Origin of the sequence: Pseudomonas sp. OTU750018, assembly GCF_011636575.1 — a bacterium.
Taxonomy (GTDB): domain Bacteria; phylum Pseudomonadota; class Gammaproteobacteria; order Pseudomonadales; family Pseudomonadaceae; genus Aquipseudomonas; species Aquipseudomonas peli.
The window spans coordinates 779,088-796,206 of the sequence record NZ_JAAPAU010000001.1 but is presented as its reverse complement, the minus strand read 5'-3'; the positions used below and the strand labels follow the sequence as shown (position 1 = coordinate 796,206).

The 17,119-nt window shown below is 60.5% G+C and carries 16 protein-coding genes and 1 tRNA gene; 5 read left to right on the top strand and 12 right to left on the bottom strand.

The genetic code is table 11. From position 1 onward, the window contains the following. Positions 1-4 precede the first annotated feature (4 nt). The 9 genes from rlmF to HCI85_RS03865 form a co-directional block, all read right to left on the bottom strand. Positions 5-1,033, bottom strand: a complete 1,029-nt coding sequence (gene rlmF, locus HCI85_RS03905) for a 23S rRNA (adenine(1618)-N(6))-methyltransferase RlmF (RefSeq protein WP_167142150.1) — start codon at positions 1,031-1,033, stop codon at positions 5-7. An 89-nt stretch (positions 1,034-1,122) separates the two neighbouring features. Then, positions 1,123-1,686 (bottom strand): VTT domain-containing protein, encoded by a 564-nt coding sequence (locus HCI85_RS03900; protein WP_167142148.1) that lies wholly within the window; start codon positions 1,684-1,686, stop codon positions 1,123-1,125. A gap of 15 nt (positions 1,687-1,701) precedes the next feature. Further along, the gene (locus HCI85_RS03895) at positions 1,702-1,998 is read right to left on the bottom strand and encodes a winged helix-turn-helix domain-containing protein (protein ID WP_167142145.1); all 297 of its coding nucleotides are present in this window, start codon (positions 1,996-1,998) and stop codon (positions 1,702-1,704) included. Positions 1,999-2,050: 52 nt separating this feature from the next. Next, positions 2,051-3,427 (bottom strand): sodium:proton antiporter NhaD, encoded by a 1,377-nt coding sequence (gene nhaD, locus HCI85_RS03890; RefSeq protein WP_167142142.1) that lies wholly within the window; start codon positions 3,425-3,427, stop codon positions 2,051-2,053. A 211-nt stretch (positions 3,428-3,638) separates the two neighbouring features. Beyond that, on the bottom strand, positions 3,639-5,102 hold the full coding sequence (gene nhaC, locus HCI85_RS03885) for a Na+/H+ antiporter NhaC (RefSeq protein WP_167142139.1): 1,464 nt from the start codon (positions 5,100-5,102) through the stop codon (positions 3,639-3,641). 101 nt (positions 5,103-5,203) lie between these two features. Continuing rightward, on the bottom strand, positions 5,204-8,035 hold the full coding sequence (locus HCI85_RS03880) for a valine--tRNA ligase (protein ID WP_167142135.1): 2,832 nt from the start codon (positions 8,033-8,035) through the stop codon (positions 5,204-5,206). Between the two features lie 112 nt (positions 8,036-8,147). Further along, positions 8,148-8,540, bottom strand: a complete 393-nt coding sequence (locus tag HCI85_RS03875; protein WP_167142131.1) for a DNA polymerase III subunit chi — start codon at positions 8,538-8,540, stop codon at positions 8,148-8,150. A gap of 9 nt (positions 8,541-8,549) precedes the next feature. Beyond that, the gene (locus tag HCI85_RS03870) at positions 8,550-8,969 is read right to left on the bottom strand and encodes a DNA polymerase III subunit chi (protein WP_167142127.1); all 420 of its coding nucleotides are present in this window, start codon (positions 8,967-8,969) and stop codon (positions 8,550-8,552) included. A 244-nt stretch (positions 8,970-9,213) separates the two neighbouring features. Continuing rightward, positions 9,214-10,704: a leucyl aminopeptidase gene (locus tag HCI85_RS03865; RefSeq protein ID WP_167142124.1), complete on the bottom strand. Its 1,491-nt coding sequence runs from the start codon at positions 10,702-10,704 to the stop codon at positions 9,214-9,216. Positions 10,705-10,847: 143 nt separating this feature from the next. Between HCI85_RS03865 and lptF the strand changes: the two genes are divergently transcribed. Next, positions 10,848-11,969, top strand: a complete 1,122-nt coding sequence (lptF, locus tag HCI85_RS03860) for an LPS export ABC transporter permease LptF (protein ID WP_167142121.1) — start codon at positions 10,848-10,850, stop codon at positions 11,967-11,969. Next, entirely contained in the window at positions 11,962-13,023 is a 1,062-nt protein-coding gene (lptG, locus tag HCI85_RS03855) for an LPS export ABC transporter permease LptG (RefSeq protein ID WP_167142118.1), read from the top strand. Before lptF ends, lptG begins: the two co-directional genes overlap by 8 nt. Before the next feature lie 61 nt (positions 13,024-13,084). Here the strand turns inward: lptG and HCI85_RS03850 are convergent, their stop codons facing one another. The 3 genes from HCI85_RS03850 to HCI85_RS03840 all read right to left on the bottom strand — a co-directional run bounded on the left by HCI85_RS03850 (position 13,085) and on the right by HCI85_RS03840 (position 14,431). Beyond that, on the bottom strand, positions 13,085-13,579 hold the full coding sequence (locus HCI85_RS03850) for an RDD family protein (RefSeq protein WP_167142115.1): 495 nt from the start codon (positions 13,577-13,579) through the stop codon (positions 13,085-13,087). A 193-nt stretch (positions 13,580-13,772) separates the two neighbouring features. After that, positions 13,773-13,985, bottom strand: a complete 213-nt coding sequence (locus tag HCI85_RS03845; protein ID WP_090248782.1) for a cold-shock protein — start codon at positions 13,983-13,985, stop codon at positions 13,773-13,775. A gap of 361 nt (positions 13,986-14,346) precedes the next feature. Beyond that, a tRNA-Leu gene (locus tag HCI85_RS03840) sits at positions 14,347-14,431 on the bottom strand. A gap of 113 nt (positions 14,432-14,544) precedes the next feature. Here HCI85_RS03840 and queA point away from each other — a divergent pair. Genes queA through yajC form a run of 3 tightly spaced genes read left to right on the top strand, consistent with a single transcriptional unit; the run spans position 14,545 to position 17,099 of the window. Continuing rightward, positions 14,545-15,594 (top strand): tRNA preQ1(34) S-adenosylmethionine ribosyltransferase-isomerase QueA, encoded by a 1,050-nt coding sequence (queA, locus tag HCI85_RS03835; protein WP_090251192.1) that lies wholly within the window; start codon positions 14,545-14,547, stop codon positions 15,592-15,594. Between the two features lie 14 nt (positions 15,595-15,608). Next, positions 15,609-16,724 (top strand): tRNA guanosine(34) transglycosylase Tgt, encoded by a 1,116-nt coding sequence (tgt, locus tag HCI85_RS03830; protein WP_167142112.1) that lies wholly within the window; start codon positions 15,609-15,611, stop codon positions 16,722-16,724. 39 nt (positions 16,725-16,763) lie between these two features. Next, on the top strand, positions 16,764-17,099 hold the full coding sequence (yajC, locus tag HCI85_RS03825) for a preprotein translocase subunit YajC (RefSeq protein WP_167142106.1): 336 nt from the start codon (positions 16,764-16,766) through the stop codon (positions 17,097-17,099). Positions 17,100-17,119: the final 20 nt, after the last annotated feature.

Genomic DNA, 17,119 nt, shown 5'->3' with positions numbered 1-17,119 from the left:
GCGGTTATTGCCAGCGGTTCTGCCGCCAGGCCTGCTGCTGTTCGGGTGTCTGAAAGGTCCAGGCGACAAAGCGGCTCTGCTTCTGCCCCTGCGCCATCTCCACGGTCTGTACCTGCAGCGCGCCGGCTTTCTTCAACGCGCTGTACACGCCCGGCAGGTTGCCTGCCTTGGAAATCAAGCTGCTAAACCACAGCACCTGCTGGCCAATCTCGGCGCTTTCCTTGATCAACTGGCTGACAAACGCCGCTTCACCGCCCTTGCACCACAGCTCTGCCGCCTGACCGCCGAAGTTCAGCACCGGCAGTTTGCGCTTGGGGTCGAGTTTGCCGAGGTTGCGCCATTTGCGCTTGCTGCCGCTGCTGGCTTCTTCCGCACTGGCGTGGAAGGGCGGGTTACACAGAGTCAGGTCGAAGCGCTCATCGGCATGCAGCAAACCCTGGAAGATATGCGTGCTGTCGCGCTGCTGGCGCAGCTCAATCGCCTGGCTCAGGCCAGGATTGCCCTGCACGATGGTTTTGGCCGAGGCGATGGCGTTGGCAGCGATGTCCGAGCCGAGAAACTGCCAGGCGTATTCGCGGTGGCCCAGCAGTGGGTAGATGCAGTTGGCCCCTACGCCAATATCCAGCGCACGCACTTTGGCGCCGCGCGGGATATCGCCGCCGTTACTGGCGGCCAGCAGGTCGGCCAGGTAATGCAGGTAATCGGCGCGGCCTGGGATCGGCGGGCACAGATAATCCGCCGGAATATCCCAATGCTGGATGCCATAGAACTGCTTGAGCAGCGCCCGATTGAACACCTTGACCGCCGCCGGGTTAGCGAAGTCGATGCTTTCCTTGCCATAAGGATTGATGATCACGAAGGCTGCCAGCTCGGGGCTGGCCTTGATCAGCGCGGGAAAGTCATAACGGCCCTGATGGCGATTGCGTGGGTGCAACTGCCCTTTGCTCGCATCGGCCTTATTGGCCTCAGGTTTACTGGGCGGGGTGCGCGGTGCGGCAGGTTTTCGGCTGGGGCGTTTCGGCGGCAAGGACATGGCAGACGGATCTAAGGCGTGGGCACGGGATTTTCCCACAGCTGGGCGCAGGTTGCTTGCCGACTGTAGGTAAACGCTGGATGCCGGCGCTAGTGAGCAATATTGAGCAACATGGCCAGGTAGTCGAAAAACACGCAGTAAAGGGCAATGGGCAGCGGCAGGCCGAGCAGGGTGCCGAGCAGGTAGGTGCGAAAGCGCACGCCAGACAAGGCCAGCGCGTAGTTCAAGGCCGGTACGGTCTGAAACAGCATGCGCAGACTGATGATGCTGACCAGCGGATGGCGATCAAGGCCGCTTAGCAGGCGTTGCGCCAGCGGGTTGTTCAACTCACGCAGGGCGTTTCCGCCCAGATAGCGAATGGTGATGTAGGTGACGGAGCAGGACACGCATGCCGCGATATAGGTGACGACACCGCCATACACCCGTCCCAGGGCCAGCACCGCAGCGGCGAGAAATACCCAGCCAGGAATCTGGATCAGATTGCCCAGGGCAAATAGCAGGGTAAACAGCAGCAAGCCGACGACCGGGTGCATCAGGAGCAGCGCCTGCAAGGCGTCGAGGTTGAACTGCGCGCGGATGCCCAGGGTTTCGAACAGCACGAACAGAGCCAGCAGAAACAGGATGACCAGCAGCAAGCGGGAGGAACTGCGCATGGCGGCCTCGTGGCTTCAGGGGTAGCCGAGTACGGCTTTTATCTGCGCCAGGTTGGCGGCAATCCACTGCGGATTGATCGCGCCCCAGTCACGAATCTCGTAGTGCCCGGCGTTATTGCGCTCACCGCTTTGCTGGGCAAAGGTGCACTCGATATCCAGCTCGGTAAGGGCGCTCAGGGTGTCCTGGGCGGTACGCCGGGGCATGCCGGTGGCGTCCATCAAGGCGGGTACGTTGGTCGCCGTGCCGCTGTCGATCAGCCAGGCCACGTACAGGCGGCGGTAGAAGCTGCTGCGGGTTTTGCTGACTTCCATGGGCATGTACCTGGTGTTATGCCGTGCGCAGGGCGCACGGCCTGATTGACGGTCAGCTCAGGGTGGCAATCGCGATATAGGTCGCGGCCCCTGAAATGTAGCCGAGGAAGGCCAGCAGACTGATCTTCTTCAGGTACCAGATAAAGTTGATCTTCTCCATGCCCATGGCCGCAACGCCGGCCGCAGAACCGATGATCAGGCAGCTGCCGCCGGTGCCGGCGCAATAGGCGAGCATTTCCCAGAAGGTGCCGTTGACCTGGAAATTGCTCAGCCAGGCGGTGTCGGCACCGGCCAGCGCCAGAGCCTCCGGTGTGACCAGTGGGTACATCTTCATGGCGCCGGCTACCAGCGGTACGTTATCGACCACCGACGATAGCAGGCCGATGGCGATATTGATCGCATACACATTACCCAGGCTTTCACGCAGCGCGACGGCAACCTGGGTCAGGTGGCCCGCAGTGGCCAGGCTGGAGACCGCCAGCAGGATGCCAAGGAAGAACAGCACACTGGTGGTATCGATGCGGCGCAGTACGCCAACCACTGAGAGTGGGTGCTTATCTTCATCGTTCTTGCCGCGGTGAATCACTTCGGTGACCACCCAGAGCACGCCCAGACCGAAAAGGATGCCCATATACGGCGGCAGGTGGGTCACGGTCTTGAATACCGGCACGAACACCAGAGCGCCAATGCCCAGGGCAAACACCAGGTTGCGCTCGAAGGGCGTAGTCGGGTCGCGGCGTTCCTCGTCCGATTCGCTGATCAGTGGGCGCTGGATTTCGCCCTTCATGGTCATGCTGAGTACCAGCAGCGGCACCAGCAGGCAGACCACGCTGGGGATAAACAGGTTGGCGATGATGCCGCTGGTGGTGACTTGATTGCCGATCCACAGCATGGTGGTGGTCACGTCACCAATCGGCGACCAGGCGCCACCGGCGTTGGCGGCAATGACCACGATACCGACGTAGAACCAGCGCTCTTTTTGATCCGCTACCAGTTTGCGCAGCAGCGAAACCATGACGATGGTGGTGGTCAGGTTATCCAGCACGGCCGAGAGGAAGAAGGTGATCAGCGCCACCACCCAGAGCAGGGTGACGCGCTTGTTGGTGCGAATGCGGTCGGTGATGACCTTGAAGCCTTCATGGGCGTCGATCAGCTCGACGATGGTCATGGCGCCCATCAGGAAGAACAGGATCTCGGAGATTTCGCCCAGGTGATGGCGCAGCTCTTCGGTGACGTGATGGTCATTGCCACTGGCCCCGGCGGTGGCAGCACCGATCAGCGGCAGAATGCTGTCCGCACCGAGGACCAGCAGGGTCCAGCAAATCACCGCAGTCAGGATGGCCGACGCGGCTTTATCGATTTTCAGCGGGTGTTCGAGGGCGATGCACAGGTAACCGAGGACAAAGATCAGTGCCATCAACGCATACATGGTCAGAATTCCATTTGCAGGGCTTTTTTATTGATTTAGAGGTGCCGCGAGCTTTTGATGCGTGGACGAAGATGCCTGAAATGCTCAGAAATTGGGAGGGTATTTATCGTCAGTTAGCCTGCCTGCGACTTGCATAGGCGTTTTCTGACTGACCGGTTAGCGCTCACGCGCCCGGACTGCGCGGGATACGCAGTCGCGGGCGGGTTTTGGCTCAGGCCTGCGACAGGTCGTCGCGTTCAGCGCTGGCCGGCATCACGGGCTGCGGCGGGAAGATAAACGCCAGGCAGATGGCCAACAGCGGCATCAGTAGATTGAAGAAGCAGTACGGCAGGTAACTCAGGGTTGCCACGCCGAGGGTCGCGGCCATATACGCGCCGCAGGTGTTCCACGGCACCAGTACCGAGGTCAGGGTGCCGCCGTCTTCCAGGGCGCGCGACAGGTTGACCGGGGCCAGCCCGCGCTTTTCATACTCAGCGCGGTACATGCGGCCCGGCAGCACCAGGGCGATGTACTGGTCGGCGGTGATGATATTGGTGCCGATGGTGGTGGCAATGGTGCTGGCGATCAGGCTGCTGGTGCTTTTCGCCAAATGCAGGGTGCTTTGCAGCAGGCGCTGGAGCAGGCCGAGTTTTTCCAGCACGCCGCCAAAGCACATGGCGCAGATGATCAGCCACACCGTGGTGAGCATGCTGGCCATACCGCCCTTGGACAGCAGGCCGTCCAGCGCCGGGTTGCCGCTGCTGGATTCATAACCGGCGAACAGTGCCGTCCACACGGTTTTCAGCGGCGCCAGGCTGCCGGCCGCAGGGTCAGCCAGGCGCGCCATTACTTCGGGCTGAAACACCACTGCGAACACGCCGCCGAGCAGCGCGGCGACAAACACTGCTGGAAAGGCCGCCCATTGGCGCACCGCGAGAAACAGCAGCAGGGCTACTGGCAGCAACAGGTGCCAGCCCAGGCTGAACTGGCTTTCCAGCGCCTGCAGCACTTCGGCGATGCGTGCGGTGTCATGGCTGCCGTCTGCCTGCTGGCCGAGGATAAAGAACAGCACCAGAGCAATGCCCAGCACCGGCACCGTGGTGCGTAGCATCAGGCGGATATGCGCGAACAGATCAGCCCCGGCTGCGGCGGGTGCCAGGTTGGTGGTGTCTGACAGCGGTGAGAGCTTGTCGCCAAAGTAGGCGCCGGAAATGATCGCCCCGGCGGTAATCGCCGGGTCCAGCCCCAAACCGGCGGCTACGCCCATCAAACCAATGCCAAGCGTGCCGGCCACGGTCCAGGAACTGCCGATGGACAGCGCGGTGAGTGCGCAGATCAGGCAACTGGTGACGTAGAAGTATTCTGCGGAAATCAGCTTGAGGCCGAGCCAGATCATGGTTGGCACGGTGCCGGCAAGAATCCAGGTGCCGATAAGCGCGCCGACCGCCAGCAGAATCAGGTTGGCCTTCATCGCCATATGGATGCCAGCGAGGATGCCTTCCTCGATCTGCGCCCACTGCAGGCCATTCTTCAGGCCGACCAGGCCGGCGACAAAGGCGGCGCTCATCAGCGCGATCTGGTTTGGCCCGCTGGAGGAGCTGTCGCCGTACAGGTAGACGGAGAGGCCCAGCAGCAGCACCAGCACGCCAATCGGCAGCAGGGCATCGAGCAGGGAAGGGGAGCGCGTATCAGTCATGGGTGTACCGGTCGATCAATGAAACTGTGGCTGGAAAGCCCAGCCCAGAAAAAACGAAACCCGCGCCGTTAAGGGCGCGGGCTGCGGGTGTTGCCAGAGGATCAGAGTGCGGCGATCTTGCCGCGCTGCTCAACCATCTTGCTCAGGGCTTGCTCAGCTTCGGCCAGCTTGGCGCGCTCTTTATCGAGCACTTCGGCCGGCGCCTTGGCGACGAAGCCTTCGTTGCTCAGCTTGCCGCCGACGCGCTGCACTTCACCGGAGAGACGGGCGATCTCTTTATCCAGGCGCGCCAGTTCGGCGTCCTTATCGATCAGCCCGGCCATCGGCACCAACACCTGCATATCGCCAACCAGGGCGGTGGCGGACATCGGCGCTTCTTCGCCCGCTTCCAGCACGCGTACCGACTCCAGCTTGGCCAGCTTATTCAGCAGCGGCGCGTTGTCGGCCAGACGACGTAGGTCTTCCGCGCTGGCGTTCTGCAGGATGATATCGATGCGTTTGGCCATGGAGATTTTCATCTCGCCACGGATCTGCCGCAGGCCGAGCATCAGCTGCTTGACCCACTCGATATCGCCTTCGGCGGCGGCATCGATGCGGCTTTCATTGGCCACCGGCCAGGCCTGCAGCATGATGGTTTCACCACTGACGCCAGCCTGGGCCTTGATCCGTTGCCAGATTTCTTCGGTGATAAACGGCATAAACGGATGGGCCAGACGCAGCGCCACTTCAAGCACGCGAATCAACGTACGGCGGGTGCCGCGCTGACGTTCGATCGGTGCGGCTTCGTCCCACAGCACCGGCTTGACCAGCTCCAGGTACCAGGCGCAGTACTCGTCCCAGATAAACTCGTAGAGCGCTTGCGCGGCCAGGTCGAAGCGGAAGGCGTCGAGCTGGCGGGTGACTTCGGCTTCGGTGCGCTGCAGCGACGAGATGATCCAGCGGTCCACCGAGGACAGCTCGACCGGCTCACCGTTGACGCCGGTGTCCTGGCCGTCGGTGTTTTCCAGCACGAAGTTGGCGGCGTTCCAGATCTTGTTGCAGAAGTTGCGGTAACCCTCGACGCGGCCCATGTCGAACTTGATATCGCGACCGGTGGAGGCCAGCGCCAGGTTGGTAAAGCGCAGGGCGTCGGTGCCGTAGGCGGCGATGCCCTCGGGGAACTCGGCGCGGGTCTGCTTGGCGATCTTCTCGGCCAGCTTGGGCTGCATCATGCCGCTGGTGCGTTTCTCCAGCAGCTCATCCAGGGTAATGCCATCGACGATATCCAGCGGGTCGAGCACGTTGCCCTTGGACTTGGACATCTTCTGGCCCTGGCCGTCGCGCACCAGGCCGTGTACGTACACGGTCTTGAACGGAATCTGCTCGGTCAGGTGGGTGGACAGCATGATCATCCGGGCGACCCAGAAGAAGATGATGTCGAAGCCGGTCACCAGCACGTCCGTGGGGTGGAAGGTCTTCAATTCTTCGGTCTGCTGCGGCCAGCCGAGGGTGGAGAAGGTCCATAGGCCGGAGCTGAACCAGGTGTCGAGGACGTCTTCGTCCTGGCGCAGGTTGGCGTCGCCGAGGTTGTGCGTGGCGCGTACTTCCGCCTCGTCGCGGCCGACGTAGACGTTGCCGGCATCGTCGTACCAAGCCGGAATACGGTGGCCCCACCAGAGCTGACGGCTGATGCACCAGTCCTGGATATCACGCATCCAGCTGAAGTACATGTTTTCGTACTGCTTGGGTACGAACTGGATTTCACCGCTCTCGACCACTGCGATGGCTTTTTCGGCCAGCGGCTTGGTGCTGACGTACCACTGGTCGGTCAGCCACGGCTCGATGATGGTGCCGGAACGGTCGCCTTTAGGCACTTTCAGGGCGTGAGCGTCGATGCTTTCCAGCAGGCCGGCGGCCTCGAAGGCGGCAACAATCTGCTTGCGCGCCTCGAAACGATCCAGGCCGGCGTATGCGGCCGGCAGGCTGCAATCGATCTGGCTGTTGACGCTGCCATCGACATTGAACGCCTGGACCTGTGCGAGCACGGCGGCGTTCTTGTCGAAGATGTTGAGCAGCGGCAGGTTGTGGCGCTTGCCGACTTCATAGTCGTTGAAGTCGTGGGCCGGGGTGATCTTTACGCAGCCGGTGCCGAACTCGGGGTCGCAGTAGTCGTCGGCGATGATCGGGATACGACGGCCAACCAGCGGCAGCTCGACGAAGGTGCCGATCAGGGCTTTATAGCGCTCGTCTTCTGGGTGCACTGCCACGGCGCTGTCGCCGAGCATGGTTTCCGGGCGCGTGGTGGCGACGATCAGGTAATTCTTGCCGTCGGCGGTCTTGTTGCCGTCAGCCAGCGGGTAGCGAAGGTTCCACAGGCTGCCTTTCTCGTCGTGGTTTTCCACTTCGAGGTCGGAGATGGCGGTGTGGAACTTGGTGTCCCAGTTGACCAGGCGCTTGCCGCGGTAGATCAAGCCGTCTTTGTGCAGACGGACAAAGGCTTCTTTAACCGACTCGGACAAGCCGTCGTCCATGGTGAAGCGCTCGCGGGACCAGTCCACCGAGCTGCCCAGGCGACGGATCTGCCGGGTGATGGTGCCACCGGACTGCTCTTTCCACTCCCAGACTTTCTCCAGGAACTTCTCGCGGCCCAGGTCGTGACGGTCAATGCCATCGGCGGCCAGCTGGCGCTCTACAACCATCTGGGTGGCGATACCGGCGTGGTCGGTGCCCGGCTGCCACAGGGTGTTGCGGCCCTGCATGCGGCGGAAACGGATCAGCGCATCCATGATCGAGTTGTTGAAACCATGGCCCATGTGCAGGCTGCCGGTGACGTTCGGCGGCGGGATCATGATGGTGTAGGGCTCGCCCGAACCCTGCGGGGCGAAATAGTTATTCGCCTCCCAGTTCTGGTACAGGGCGGTTTCAATGGCGTGCGGCTGGTAGGTCTTGTCCATGCGCGGCGGGACCCTTATGACGGCTAGACGGAAAAGCCGGCAAGTATAGCGGGGATGGCCTATATGACGTAAGGGCGCGCGTGGTATGGCTGACTGGTGGGCGTGCGTGTGGTTACGGACGACGCGGCGGAAGCAGTCGGGTCAGGCGCGCATCCAGACGGCGTTTCAGCTCGGCCTCGATCTGCGGCACGAAATCGTCGATCACATCCTGCAGGATCAACTGAGCTGCAGCGCGCAGTTCGCTATCCAGGCGGTTCATCTCGCTGTCGCGACTGACGCTCTGGTTGACGGTTTCACGCAGGGTTGGCACGGCTGGAGCAATAGGTGCAACAGCTGCAGCCACGGGCGGTGGCGTGACGATTTCGGAGAGCAGGGGGATGCTGTCCGGGTCGAGCGAGTCGACCAGCAGCGGTGGTTCGAGGTTTTCATCGCCCAGCAGTTGGCGGATCGACTCCAGGTCGTTCAGCAGTTGGGCGGGTTTTTGCGGCGGTTTTGGGGTGTCCATACTGTGCAACTAGAGTTCGACTCGTTTGGGATCATACCCGCGCTGCCGGTAGCTGCGGAAATTCTCCCGGCAGGCGGTCAGCAGGTCGGGTTCCTGGTTGACGATTTCAATCACCCGGCTAAAGCGCTCGACCCGGGGTGAAAGGGTGCTGCCGAGGTTGATCAGCACGCCCTGAGTACTGCTGGGTTCTTCGTCCTGGCCAATCACCACCGGTGCGTGCGCGTCATCCTGGTAGCGGCTGTGTGGCACAAAGCTTTCCGCTTTGAAACGCCATAACAGTTCATCCACCTCGCTGCATTGCTGCGCATTGCTGCCGCGCAGAAACACCGGCAGGCCGGCGCGCCAGGCTTTCATCGCCAGCTGGCAGGCTGCGCGCAGGCGCTCGGCCGGCACGGCAGTAGACAGTACATAGAATTCTATTCGGGGCATGACGGCACGGTTTGGCGTTAGTTGCAGGAGCGGCTTGCTGACAGGCGCGCAGCTTACCAGTCAATCGCGGTTAACACCGCCCCTACTAATGCGCCTGGAACGTAGAACCTGTTTCGGATCTCGCGAGCTAGAGCGAGACAAGGCAATAATGGCCGAGGAAGCGGAGTTTACGAGCTGTAAATGAGCATTCCGAGGCCATTTTTAACGCCGTATCGCCGACGCGCAGCAGATCCGATACAGGTTCTCAGGCGTTGCTGCGATCCAGCAGGTACTGCGTCAGCATCGGCACCGGACGACCGGTCGCACCTTTGTCCTTGCCACCACTGATCCAGGCGGTGCCGGCGATATCCAGGTGCGCCCAGTGGTAGTTCTTGGCAAAGCGCGAGAGGAAGCAGCCAGCGGTGATGGTGCCGGCTTTCGGCCCGCCAATATTGGCGATGTCGGCAAACGGGCTGTCCAGCTGCTCCTGATACTCGTCATACAGCGGCAGCTGCCAGGCGCGGTCGTCGGCGCTCAGGCCGGCGCCGAGAATCTGCTGCACCAGTTCGTCGTTGTTGCCCATCAGTCCGGAGACATTGCTGCCCAGGGCGACGATGCAGGCGCCGGTAAGGGTAGCGATGTCGATGACTGCTTGCGGCTTGAAGCGCTCGGCGTAAGTCAGGGTGTCACACAGCACCAGACGGCCTTCGGCGTCGGTGTTGAGGATTTCCACGGTCTGCCCGCTCATGGTGGTGACGATATCGCCGGGACGCGTGGCGCCGCCGCTCGGCATGTTCTCGGCGCAGGCCAGCAGGCACACCAGGTTGATCGGCAGTTGCAGCTCCAGAACGGCCTTGAGGGTGCCGAACACGCTGGCGGCGCCGCACATGTCGTACTTCATCTCATCCATGCCGGCAGCTGGCTTGATGCTGATGCCGCCGGTGTCGAAGGTGATGCCTTTGCCAACTAGGGCGTAGGGCTTCTCGTTCTTTTTGCCGCCCTGATAGTTGAGCACGATCATCCGTGGCGGTTGGTCGCTGCCCTGGGCCACGGCGAGGAAGGCGCCGGCGCCGAGCTCCTTGAGCTTTTTCTCATCAAGGATTTCGACCTTGAGGTTTTTGTAGGCCTTGCCCAGGTTTTTGGCTTCTTCGGCGAGATAGCTCGGGTGGCAGAGATTCGGCGGCAGGTTGCCGAGGTCTTTGGTAAAGGCCATGCCGGCGGCAATCGCCTGGGCGTGCGTGCTGGCGCGCTCGGCGTCGGCCAGGTTGGTTTTGTCGGTGAGCAGGGTGAGCTTCTTTAGCGCGCCGGCTTCGGCTTTCTGGCTCTTGAAGCGGTCGAAGCAGTAGCCGGCGTCGGCCAGGCTTTCCACCATCAGGCGGGTTTTGCCATAGGCTTCGCGGCCCTTGACCTGCAGCTCGTCGAGCGCGAGTACTGCGTCGCTGCCGCCGAGGTTTTTCAGGCTGCTGTAAACGCTAGTGATCAATTTACGCAGTTGGCGGTCAGACAGTTCGCTGTCTTTACCGGTGCCGACCAGCAGCACGCGTTCTGCTTTGAGGTTTGGCAGGTTGTGCACCAGCAGGGTCTGGCCGACCTTGCCGGCCAGGTCGCCGCGCTTGAGCAGAGCACTGATCGCTCCGGCACTGGCGGTGTCGATAGCCTTGGCGGTTTCGCCGAGTTTTTTGCCCTCACCAACAGGGATAACCAGGGTGGCGGTTTTTAGTGTTTCTGGGCGTGCGCTTTTAACAATAAATTCCATTACGTGGTGTCCCCAAGACAAGGCGTCGGTATTGCAGGATAATGCCGGCTATTTTTCGATGGTTCGCCAGTTGGGCGAGCCGGCAAGCAGTGCGGCTAGTTTGATCTTAGCCGCCTGAGCCTGACAACCCTGGAGTGTCTGGTTTGATCGTCTTCCGTTATCTGTCCCGTGAAGTGTTGCTGACCTTGAGTGCCGTGAGCGCGGTGCTGTTGGTCATCATTATGAGTGGCCGTTTTATCCGTTACCTGGCTCAGGCAGCGCAAGGGCTTCTCGATCCCGGTGTGCTGCTGCTGATCATGGCGTACCGCATTCCTGGTTTTTTGCAGCTGATCCTGCCGCTAGCGTTGTTTCTCGGCTTCCTGCTGGCGTATGGCCGCATGTACCTCGACAGCGAGATGACCGTGTTGTCGGCCACCGGCATGAGCCAGCAACGCTTGTTTGCCTACAGCCTGGCACCCGCAACCCTGGTGGCGCTGCTGGCCGGCTGGCTGAGCCTGGGGCTGGCACCGCAAGGCATTGAGCATGTGGCGCGGATTTTGAACCAGCAGAGCGCCATGACGGAGCTGGATACCCTGGAGCCTGGGCGTTTTCAGTCGATGAAGAATGGTTCGCGGGTGACCTACACCGAGGAGTTATCCGAGGACCGCGGCTCGCTGGCTGGGGTGTTTATCTCCGAGAAGCAGCTGTCCAGCAGTGGTGACAAGGAGCGTGGTATCTCCGTGCTGGTGGCTGAATCCGGCCGCCAGGAGATTCAAGCGGACGGCAGTCGCTATCTGATTCTGGAAAATGGCTACCGCTATGACGGTAACCCAGGCCAGGCGGACTACCGCGCCATCCAGTACGAAACCTACGGCGTGCTATTGCCCAAGCCGGAAGTGGCAGTGGAAATCACCGACCGCGAGGCCATGCCTACGCGCGAGCTAATTGGCAGTGACAAGCCGCGTATGCAGTCTGAGCTGCAGTGGCGTTTGTCGATTCCAGTACTGGTCTTTGTCGTCACTCTGCTGGCTGTGCCTCTGTCGCGGGTCAATCCACGGCAGGGGCGCTTTCTCAAGCTGTTGCCGGCCATTCTGCTGTACATGGCTTACCTGGCGCTGCTGATTGGCGCGCGCGGTGCTTTGGATAAAGAAAAGATCCCCGCAGGCCTGGGCTTGTGGTGGGTGCATGGGCTGTTCGCATTGATCGGGCTGCTGTTGCTGTATTGGGAGCCGTTGCGCTTGCGCTGGGCGGCTCGTCGTGTGGCGTTGGAGGTGGCCCGTGGTTAAGTTGGATCGCTACATCGGCGCACAGGTGTTTGTCGCCATTCTTGCTGTGTTAGGCATCATCGTCGGTCTGGCACTGCTGTTTGCCTTTATCGATGAGCTTGGGGATGTCGAAGGCAACTACGGCCTGCTGGATGCCCTGGGGTATGTGCTGCTGACGGCACCGCGGCGAATTTATGAAATGTTGCCGATGGCCGCCTTGATTGGCTGTTTGATCGGGTTGGGCTCGCTGGCCAGTAACAGCGAGCTGACCATCATGCGTGCGGCGGGTGTATCGATCGGGCGGATTGTCTGGGCGGTGATGAAACCGATGCTGGTGCTGATGCTGGTCGGCGTGCTGATTGGCGAGTACCTGGCGCCTTACAGCGAAAATCAGGCTCAGGCCAGTCGCGCCATGGCCCAAGGCGGCGGCGAAGCGCAGAGCGCCAAGCGTGGCCTGTGGCATCGCCAGGGGCAGGAATATGTGCACATCAACGCCGTGCAGCCCAATGGCGTGCTGCTCGGGGTGACTCGCTACTTCTTCGACGACCACAAGCGTATGCAGTCATCCAGCTTCGCTCGACGTGCGCAGTACCAGGGTGATCACTGGCAGCTGGAAGATGTTGCAACCACGCACTTCCGTGAGCGCAGCAGTGAGGTCATCAAGCAGGACAATGAGCGCTGGGATGTCGAGTTGACGCCGCAGCTGCTTGGCACCGTGGTCCTTGCACCTGATGCCCTGTCGATGACTGGGTTGTGGAACTATATCCACTACCTGGCCGAGCAGGGGCTGAATAACAGTCAGTACTGGTTGTCGTTCTGGACCAAGGTGCTGCAGCCGCTGGTAACCGCTGCGCTGGTGTTGATGGCGATTTCCTTTATCTTCGGCCCGCTGCGTTCTGTGACTTTGGGGCAGCGGGTGTTTACCGGGGTGCTGGTGGGTTTTGTGTTCAAGATCAGTCAGGACTTGCTCGGCCCATCGAGCTTGGTGTTCGGCTTCTCGCCGCTGCTGGCGGTGTTGATTCCAGCCGGTATCTGCGCGCTGGCCGGCGTCTGGTTGCTGCGCCGCGCCGGTTGATTCAGGCGTAAAAAAGCCGGCGTGCACTCAGTGTGTACGCCGGCTTTTTTGTACCTACGAGTTACTTCTTGTGGATGTTCTTCGGCAGCTGAATCACTTGGCTGTCCGAGTAGATGTCATGCCAGCTGCGCTTTTCTTTATCCCAAAGCACCCACAGAAACCCCAGGCCCAGCAGTAGCCAGGAGCCGATGGCAACCAGAAAACGCAGCAATGCCTGCCATAGGCTGATGGCAGTACCGTCGGGATTCTGAATGCGCAGGCCCCACACCTGCATGCCCAATGTCTGGCCGTTATGCGTCCAGAACTTGGCGAAGAAGCCAAACAGGCTGAGAAACAGCACGGTCGAGAGCAGCGGGTCGCCATCCAAGGCGCCAGCGTCGGACATCTGCTTTAGCTGCGCCTCGCCGTAGAAACCCATCAGGATCAGTTTGTAGATAAAGGTCACGACGATCAGCAGGGCGATACACAGCAGGAAGTCATAAAACATCGCGGCGAGGCGGCGGATTAGCCCCGCGGTGGGGAATTCACCCTGCGGGCGCAGCAGGTGTTTCGTCATGGTCGGCTCTTTAGTTATTCGGCTGGCGGAATGGCGGCAACAATAAGGCATCCGTGGGGGTGGTCGGCCATAAAAAATGATCGGTAATCATTTTTAGCATTGCCCTGCGACGGCTCCCAAGGATGGTCGTCATGGATGGCAAGGCACAAAAAACCCCTGATGTTGCCATCAGGGGTTCTTCAATACGGCAGGATTATTCCTGGATTTGCACTTCGTCAGCCTGCATGCCTTTCTGGCCTTGCACCGCGATAAAGCTGACTTTCTGACCTTCTTTCAGGCTCTTAAAGCCGTTGCCTTGGATCGCGCGGAAGTGCACGAACAGATCCGGACCGCTTTCTGGCGTGATAAAGCCAAAACCTTTCTCGTCGTTAAACCACTTCACGGTACCGTTCTGACGATTCGACATGATGTATTTCCTTGAACCTTGAGTTGATGACAGCCGCTACTCGACATGAGGGGCTGAATACTGGTTGCAAGGTGGCAGGCGACGTAGAGCGGGATGTAGCGGATCTGGATGATCTACTGCACCAGGTCACGATTTTCGGCGACCCATGCAAACACAGTAGGGCAGACTTTACGCCAACTTCCCGGCAAATGCCAAGCCCGTGCAGGGCATGTAATTGCTGGGGTTCGGGTGTTTTCTGCGGCGCATTGAGTGTGCCTTTATGGCGCGTTTGCGCGTGAGAAAGAGGTCGCATCTGCATGCGCCCGGCTTTTTCGTAGGCAATAAAAAAGGCCTTGAATCTCAAGGCCTTTCTTCGAATCTATGGTGCCCCGGGGGAGACTCGAACTCCCACTTCTTTCGAAAACGGATTTTGAATCCGCCGCGTCTACCGGTTCCGCCACCGGGGCACAATGGCGGCGCAGTATAGGGATGGTGTTGGGGTTGGTCAATCCACTTGCGTGGTCAGAATGCACTATTTCCGGTAAGCTCTGCCGCCCTGCTAGACGACCTCTTCCTGACCATGCGTGTTGCCGACTTCAATTTCGAGCTGCCTGACGCTCTGATTGCCCGCCACCCCCTCGCCGAACGCCGTGCCAGCCGCTTGCTGGTGCTTGATGGGCCGACGGGTGAGCTGGCGCATAAACAATTCAGTGACCTGCTGGATTACCTGCGTCCTGGCGATCTGATGGTGTTCAACAACACTCGGGTGATTCCAGCGCGGCTGTTTGGCCAGAAGGCCTCCGGCGGCAAACTGGAAATTTTGGTTGAACGGGTGTTGGACAGTCAGCGCGTGCTGGCCCATGTGCGTTCGAGCAAATCACCCAAGCCGGGTTCGATCATCCTGATCGACGGCGGTGGCGAAGCCGAAATGGTCGCGCGACACGATGCGCTGTTCGAGCTGCGTTTTGCTGAAGACGTGCTGCCGCTGCTCGAGCGGGTCGGGCATATGCCGCTGCCACCCTATATTGATCGGCCGGATGAGCAGGCGGATCGCGAGCGCTACCAGACGGTGTATGCAGACCGAGCCGGCGCTGTAGCGGCGCCGACCGCCGGGCTGCATTTTGATCAGCAGCTACTCGCGGCAATTGCCGAGAAGGGTGTTGAGCAGGCGTTCGTGACCCTCCACGTCGGTGCGGGCACCTTTCAGCCGGTGCGCGTTGAGCGCATCGAAGATCATCACATGCACAGCGAGTGGCTTGAGGTCAGTCAGGATGTGGTCGACGCCGTGGCCGCTTGTCGCGCCCGGGGTGGGCGAGTGATTGCCGTCGGCACCACCAGCGTGCGTTCGCTGGAAAGCGCTGCGCGGGATGGTGTGCTCAAGGCGTTCAGTGGCGACACCGATATCTTTATCTACCCAGGCCGGCCGCTGCATGTGGTCGACGCGCTGGTGACCAACTTCCATTTGCCGGAATCGACCCTGCTGATGCTGGTGTCGGCGTTTGCCGGTTACCCGGAAACCATGGCGGCCTATCAGGCGGCGATTGCCGGTGAATACCGTTTTTTCAGTTACGGTGATGCCATGTTCATCACCCGCAACCCCGCACCGCGCGGGCCAGGGGAGCAGCTATGACGCGCACGTGCCGCATGTCTTTCGAATTGTTGGCGACTGAGGGCAAGGCGCGCCGTGGTCGGCTGACCTTCCCCCGTGGCGTGGTGGAAACCCCGGCGTTTATGCCGGTAGGCACCTACGGCACGGTCAAGGGCATGCTGCCGCGTGATATCGAGGCGATTGGTGCGCAGATCATCCTCGGCAACACCTTTCACTTGTGGTTGCGTCCTGGCACGGAAGTGATCAAGAAGCACGGCGATCTGCATGACTTTATGCAGTGGCAGGGGCCGATCCTTACCGACTCCGGCGGCTTCCAGGTGTTCAGCCTCGGCGCCATGCGCAAGATCAAGGAGGAAGGCGTGTACTTCGCTTCGCCGGTCGATGGCGCCAAGGTGTTTATGGGGCCGGAAGAGTCGATGCAGGTGCAGCGCGACCTGGGTTCGGACATCGTGATGATTTTCGACGAGTGCACACCCTATCCGGCCGAGTTCGATGTGGCCAAGCGTTCGATGGAGTTGTCGCTGCGCTGGGCCAAGCGTTCGAAAGAGGCGCATGGCGACAGCACGGCGGCGCTGTTTGGCATCGTTCAGGGCGGCATGCACGAGGAATTGCGCAAAGTCTCTCTGGATGGCCTAGAGCAGATCGGTTTTGACGGTTATGCCATTGGTGGTCTGTCGGTCGGCGAGCCGAAAGACGAGATGATCAAGGTGCTGGATTACTTGCCGCCGCAATTGCCAGCCGACAAGCCGCGCTACCTGATGGGCGTGGGCAAACCAGAAGACTTGGTGGAAGGCGTGCGCCGCGGTGTGGACATGTTCGACTGCGTGATGCCGACCCGCAATGCGCGCAACGGCCACCTGTTTGTCGACACTGGCGTGCTGAAAATCCGCAATGCCTTTCATAAGCACGACGATTCGCCGCTGGACCCAACCTGCGACTGTTACACCTGCAAACATTTCTCCCGTGCCTATCTGCATCATCTGGATAAATGTGGCGAAATGCTCGGTAGCATGCTCAATACAATCCACAACTTACGGCATTATCAGGTGCTTATGGCTGGTTTGCGTGAGGCTATTCAACAGGGTACATTGGCCGCCTTTGTCGATGCCTTCTATGCCAAGCGCGGGCTGCCAACGCCGCCTCTGGATTGATTCCCAACCTTTTAAAGACCCTTGCAACAGGAGTGTTACATGAGCTTTTTTATCCCCGCTGCTTTCGCTGAAGGCGCCGCACCGGCTGCCGGTCCTGCTGGTAGTGGCTTTGAATGGGTGTTTCTGCTCGGCTTTCTGGTTATCTTCTATCTGATGATCTGGCGCCCACAGGCCAAGCGTGCCAAAGAGCACAAAGGTCTGATCAGCGGCCTGCAGAAAGGTGATGAAGTGGTAACCAGCGGTGGTATCGCCGGCAAGGTGTCGAAGGTTTCCGATGACTTCGTAGTAATCGAGGTATCGGACACCGTCGAGCTGAAGATTCAGAAAGTGGCGATTGCCGCTTCGCTGCCTAAAGGCACGCTGAAAGCGATCTAAGCCATACACCTTTACCATTC

Excerpts from the sequence above, each read along its gene's own strand:
- rlmF (WP_167142150.1), bottom strand. The coding sequence starts at position 1,033 with ATGTCCTTGCCGCCGAAACGCCCCAGCCGAAAACCTGCCGCACCGCGC.
- HCI85_RS03900 (WP_167142148.1), bottom strand. The coding sequence starts at position 1,686 with ATGCGCAGTTCCTCCCGCTTGCTGCTGGTCATCCTGTTTCTGCTGGCT.
- HCI85_RS03895 (WP_167142145.1), bottom strand. The coding sequence starts at position 1,998 with ATGGAAGTCAGCAAAACCCGCAGCAGCTTCTACCGCCGCCTGTACGTG.
- nhaD (WP_167142142.1), bottom strand. The coding sequence starts at position 3,427 with ATGTATGCGTTGATGGCACTGATCTTTGTCCTCGGTTACCTGTGCATC.
- nhaC (WP_167142139.1), bottom strand. The coding sequence starts at position 5,102 with ATGACTGATACGCGCTCCCCTTCCCTGCTCGATGCCCTGCTGCCGATT.
- HCI85_RS03880 (WP_167142135.1), bottom strand. The coding sequence starts at position 8,035 with ATGGACAAGACCTACCAGCCGCACGCCATTGAAACCGCCCTGTACCAG.
- HCI85_RS03875 (WP_167142131.1), bottom strand. The coding sequence starts at position 8,540 with ATGGACACCCCAAAACCGCCGCAAAAACCCGCCCAACTGCTGAACGAC.
- HCI85_RS03870 (WP_167142127.1), bottom strand. The coding sequence starts at position 8,969 with ATGCCCCGAATAGAATTCTATGTACTGTCTACTGCCGTGCCGGCCGAG.
- HCI85_RS03865 (WP_167142124.1), bottom strand. The coding sequence starts at position 10,704 with ATGGAATTTATTGTTAAAAGCGCACGCCCAGAAACACTAAAAACCGCC.
- HCI85_RS03850 (WP_167142115.1), bottom strand. The coding sequence starts at position 13,579 with ATGACGAAACACCTGCTGCGCCCGCAGGGTGAATTCCCCACCGCGGGG.
- HCI85_RS03845 (WP_090248782.1), bottom strand. The coding sequence starts at position 13,985 with ATGTCGAATCGTCAGAACGGTACCGTGAAGTGGTTTAACGACGAGAAA.
- queA (WP_090251192.1), top strand. The coding sequence starts at position 14,545 with ATGCGTGTTGCCGACTTCAATTTCGAGCTGCCTGACGCTCTGATTGCC.
- tgt (WP_167142112.1), top strand. The coding sequence starts at position 15,609 with ATGTCTTTCGAATTGTTGGCGACTGAGGGCAAGGCGCGCCGTGGTCGG.
- yajC (WP_167142106.1), top strand. The coding sequence starts at position 16,764 with ATGAGCTTTTTTATCCCCGCTGCTTTCGCTGAAGGCGCCGCACCGGCT.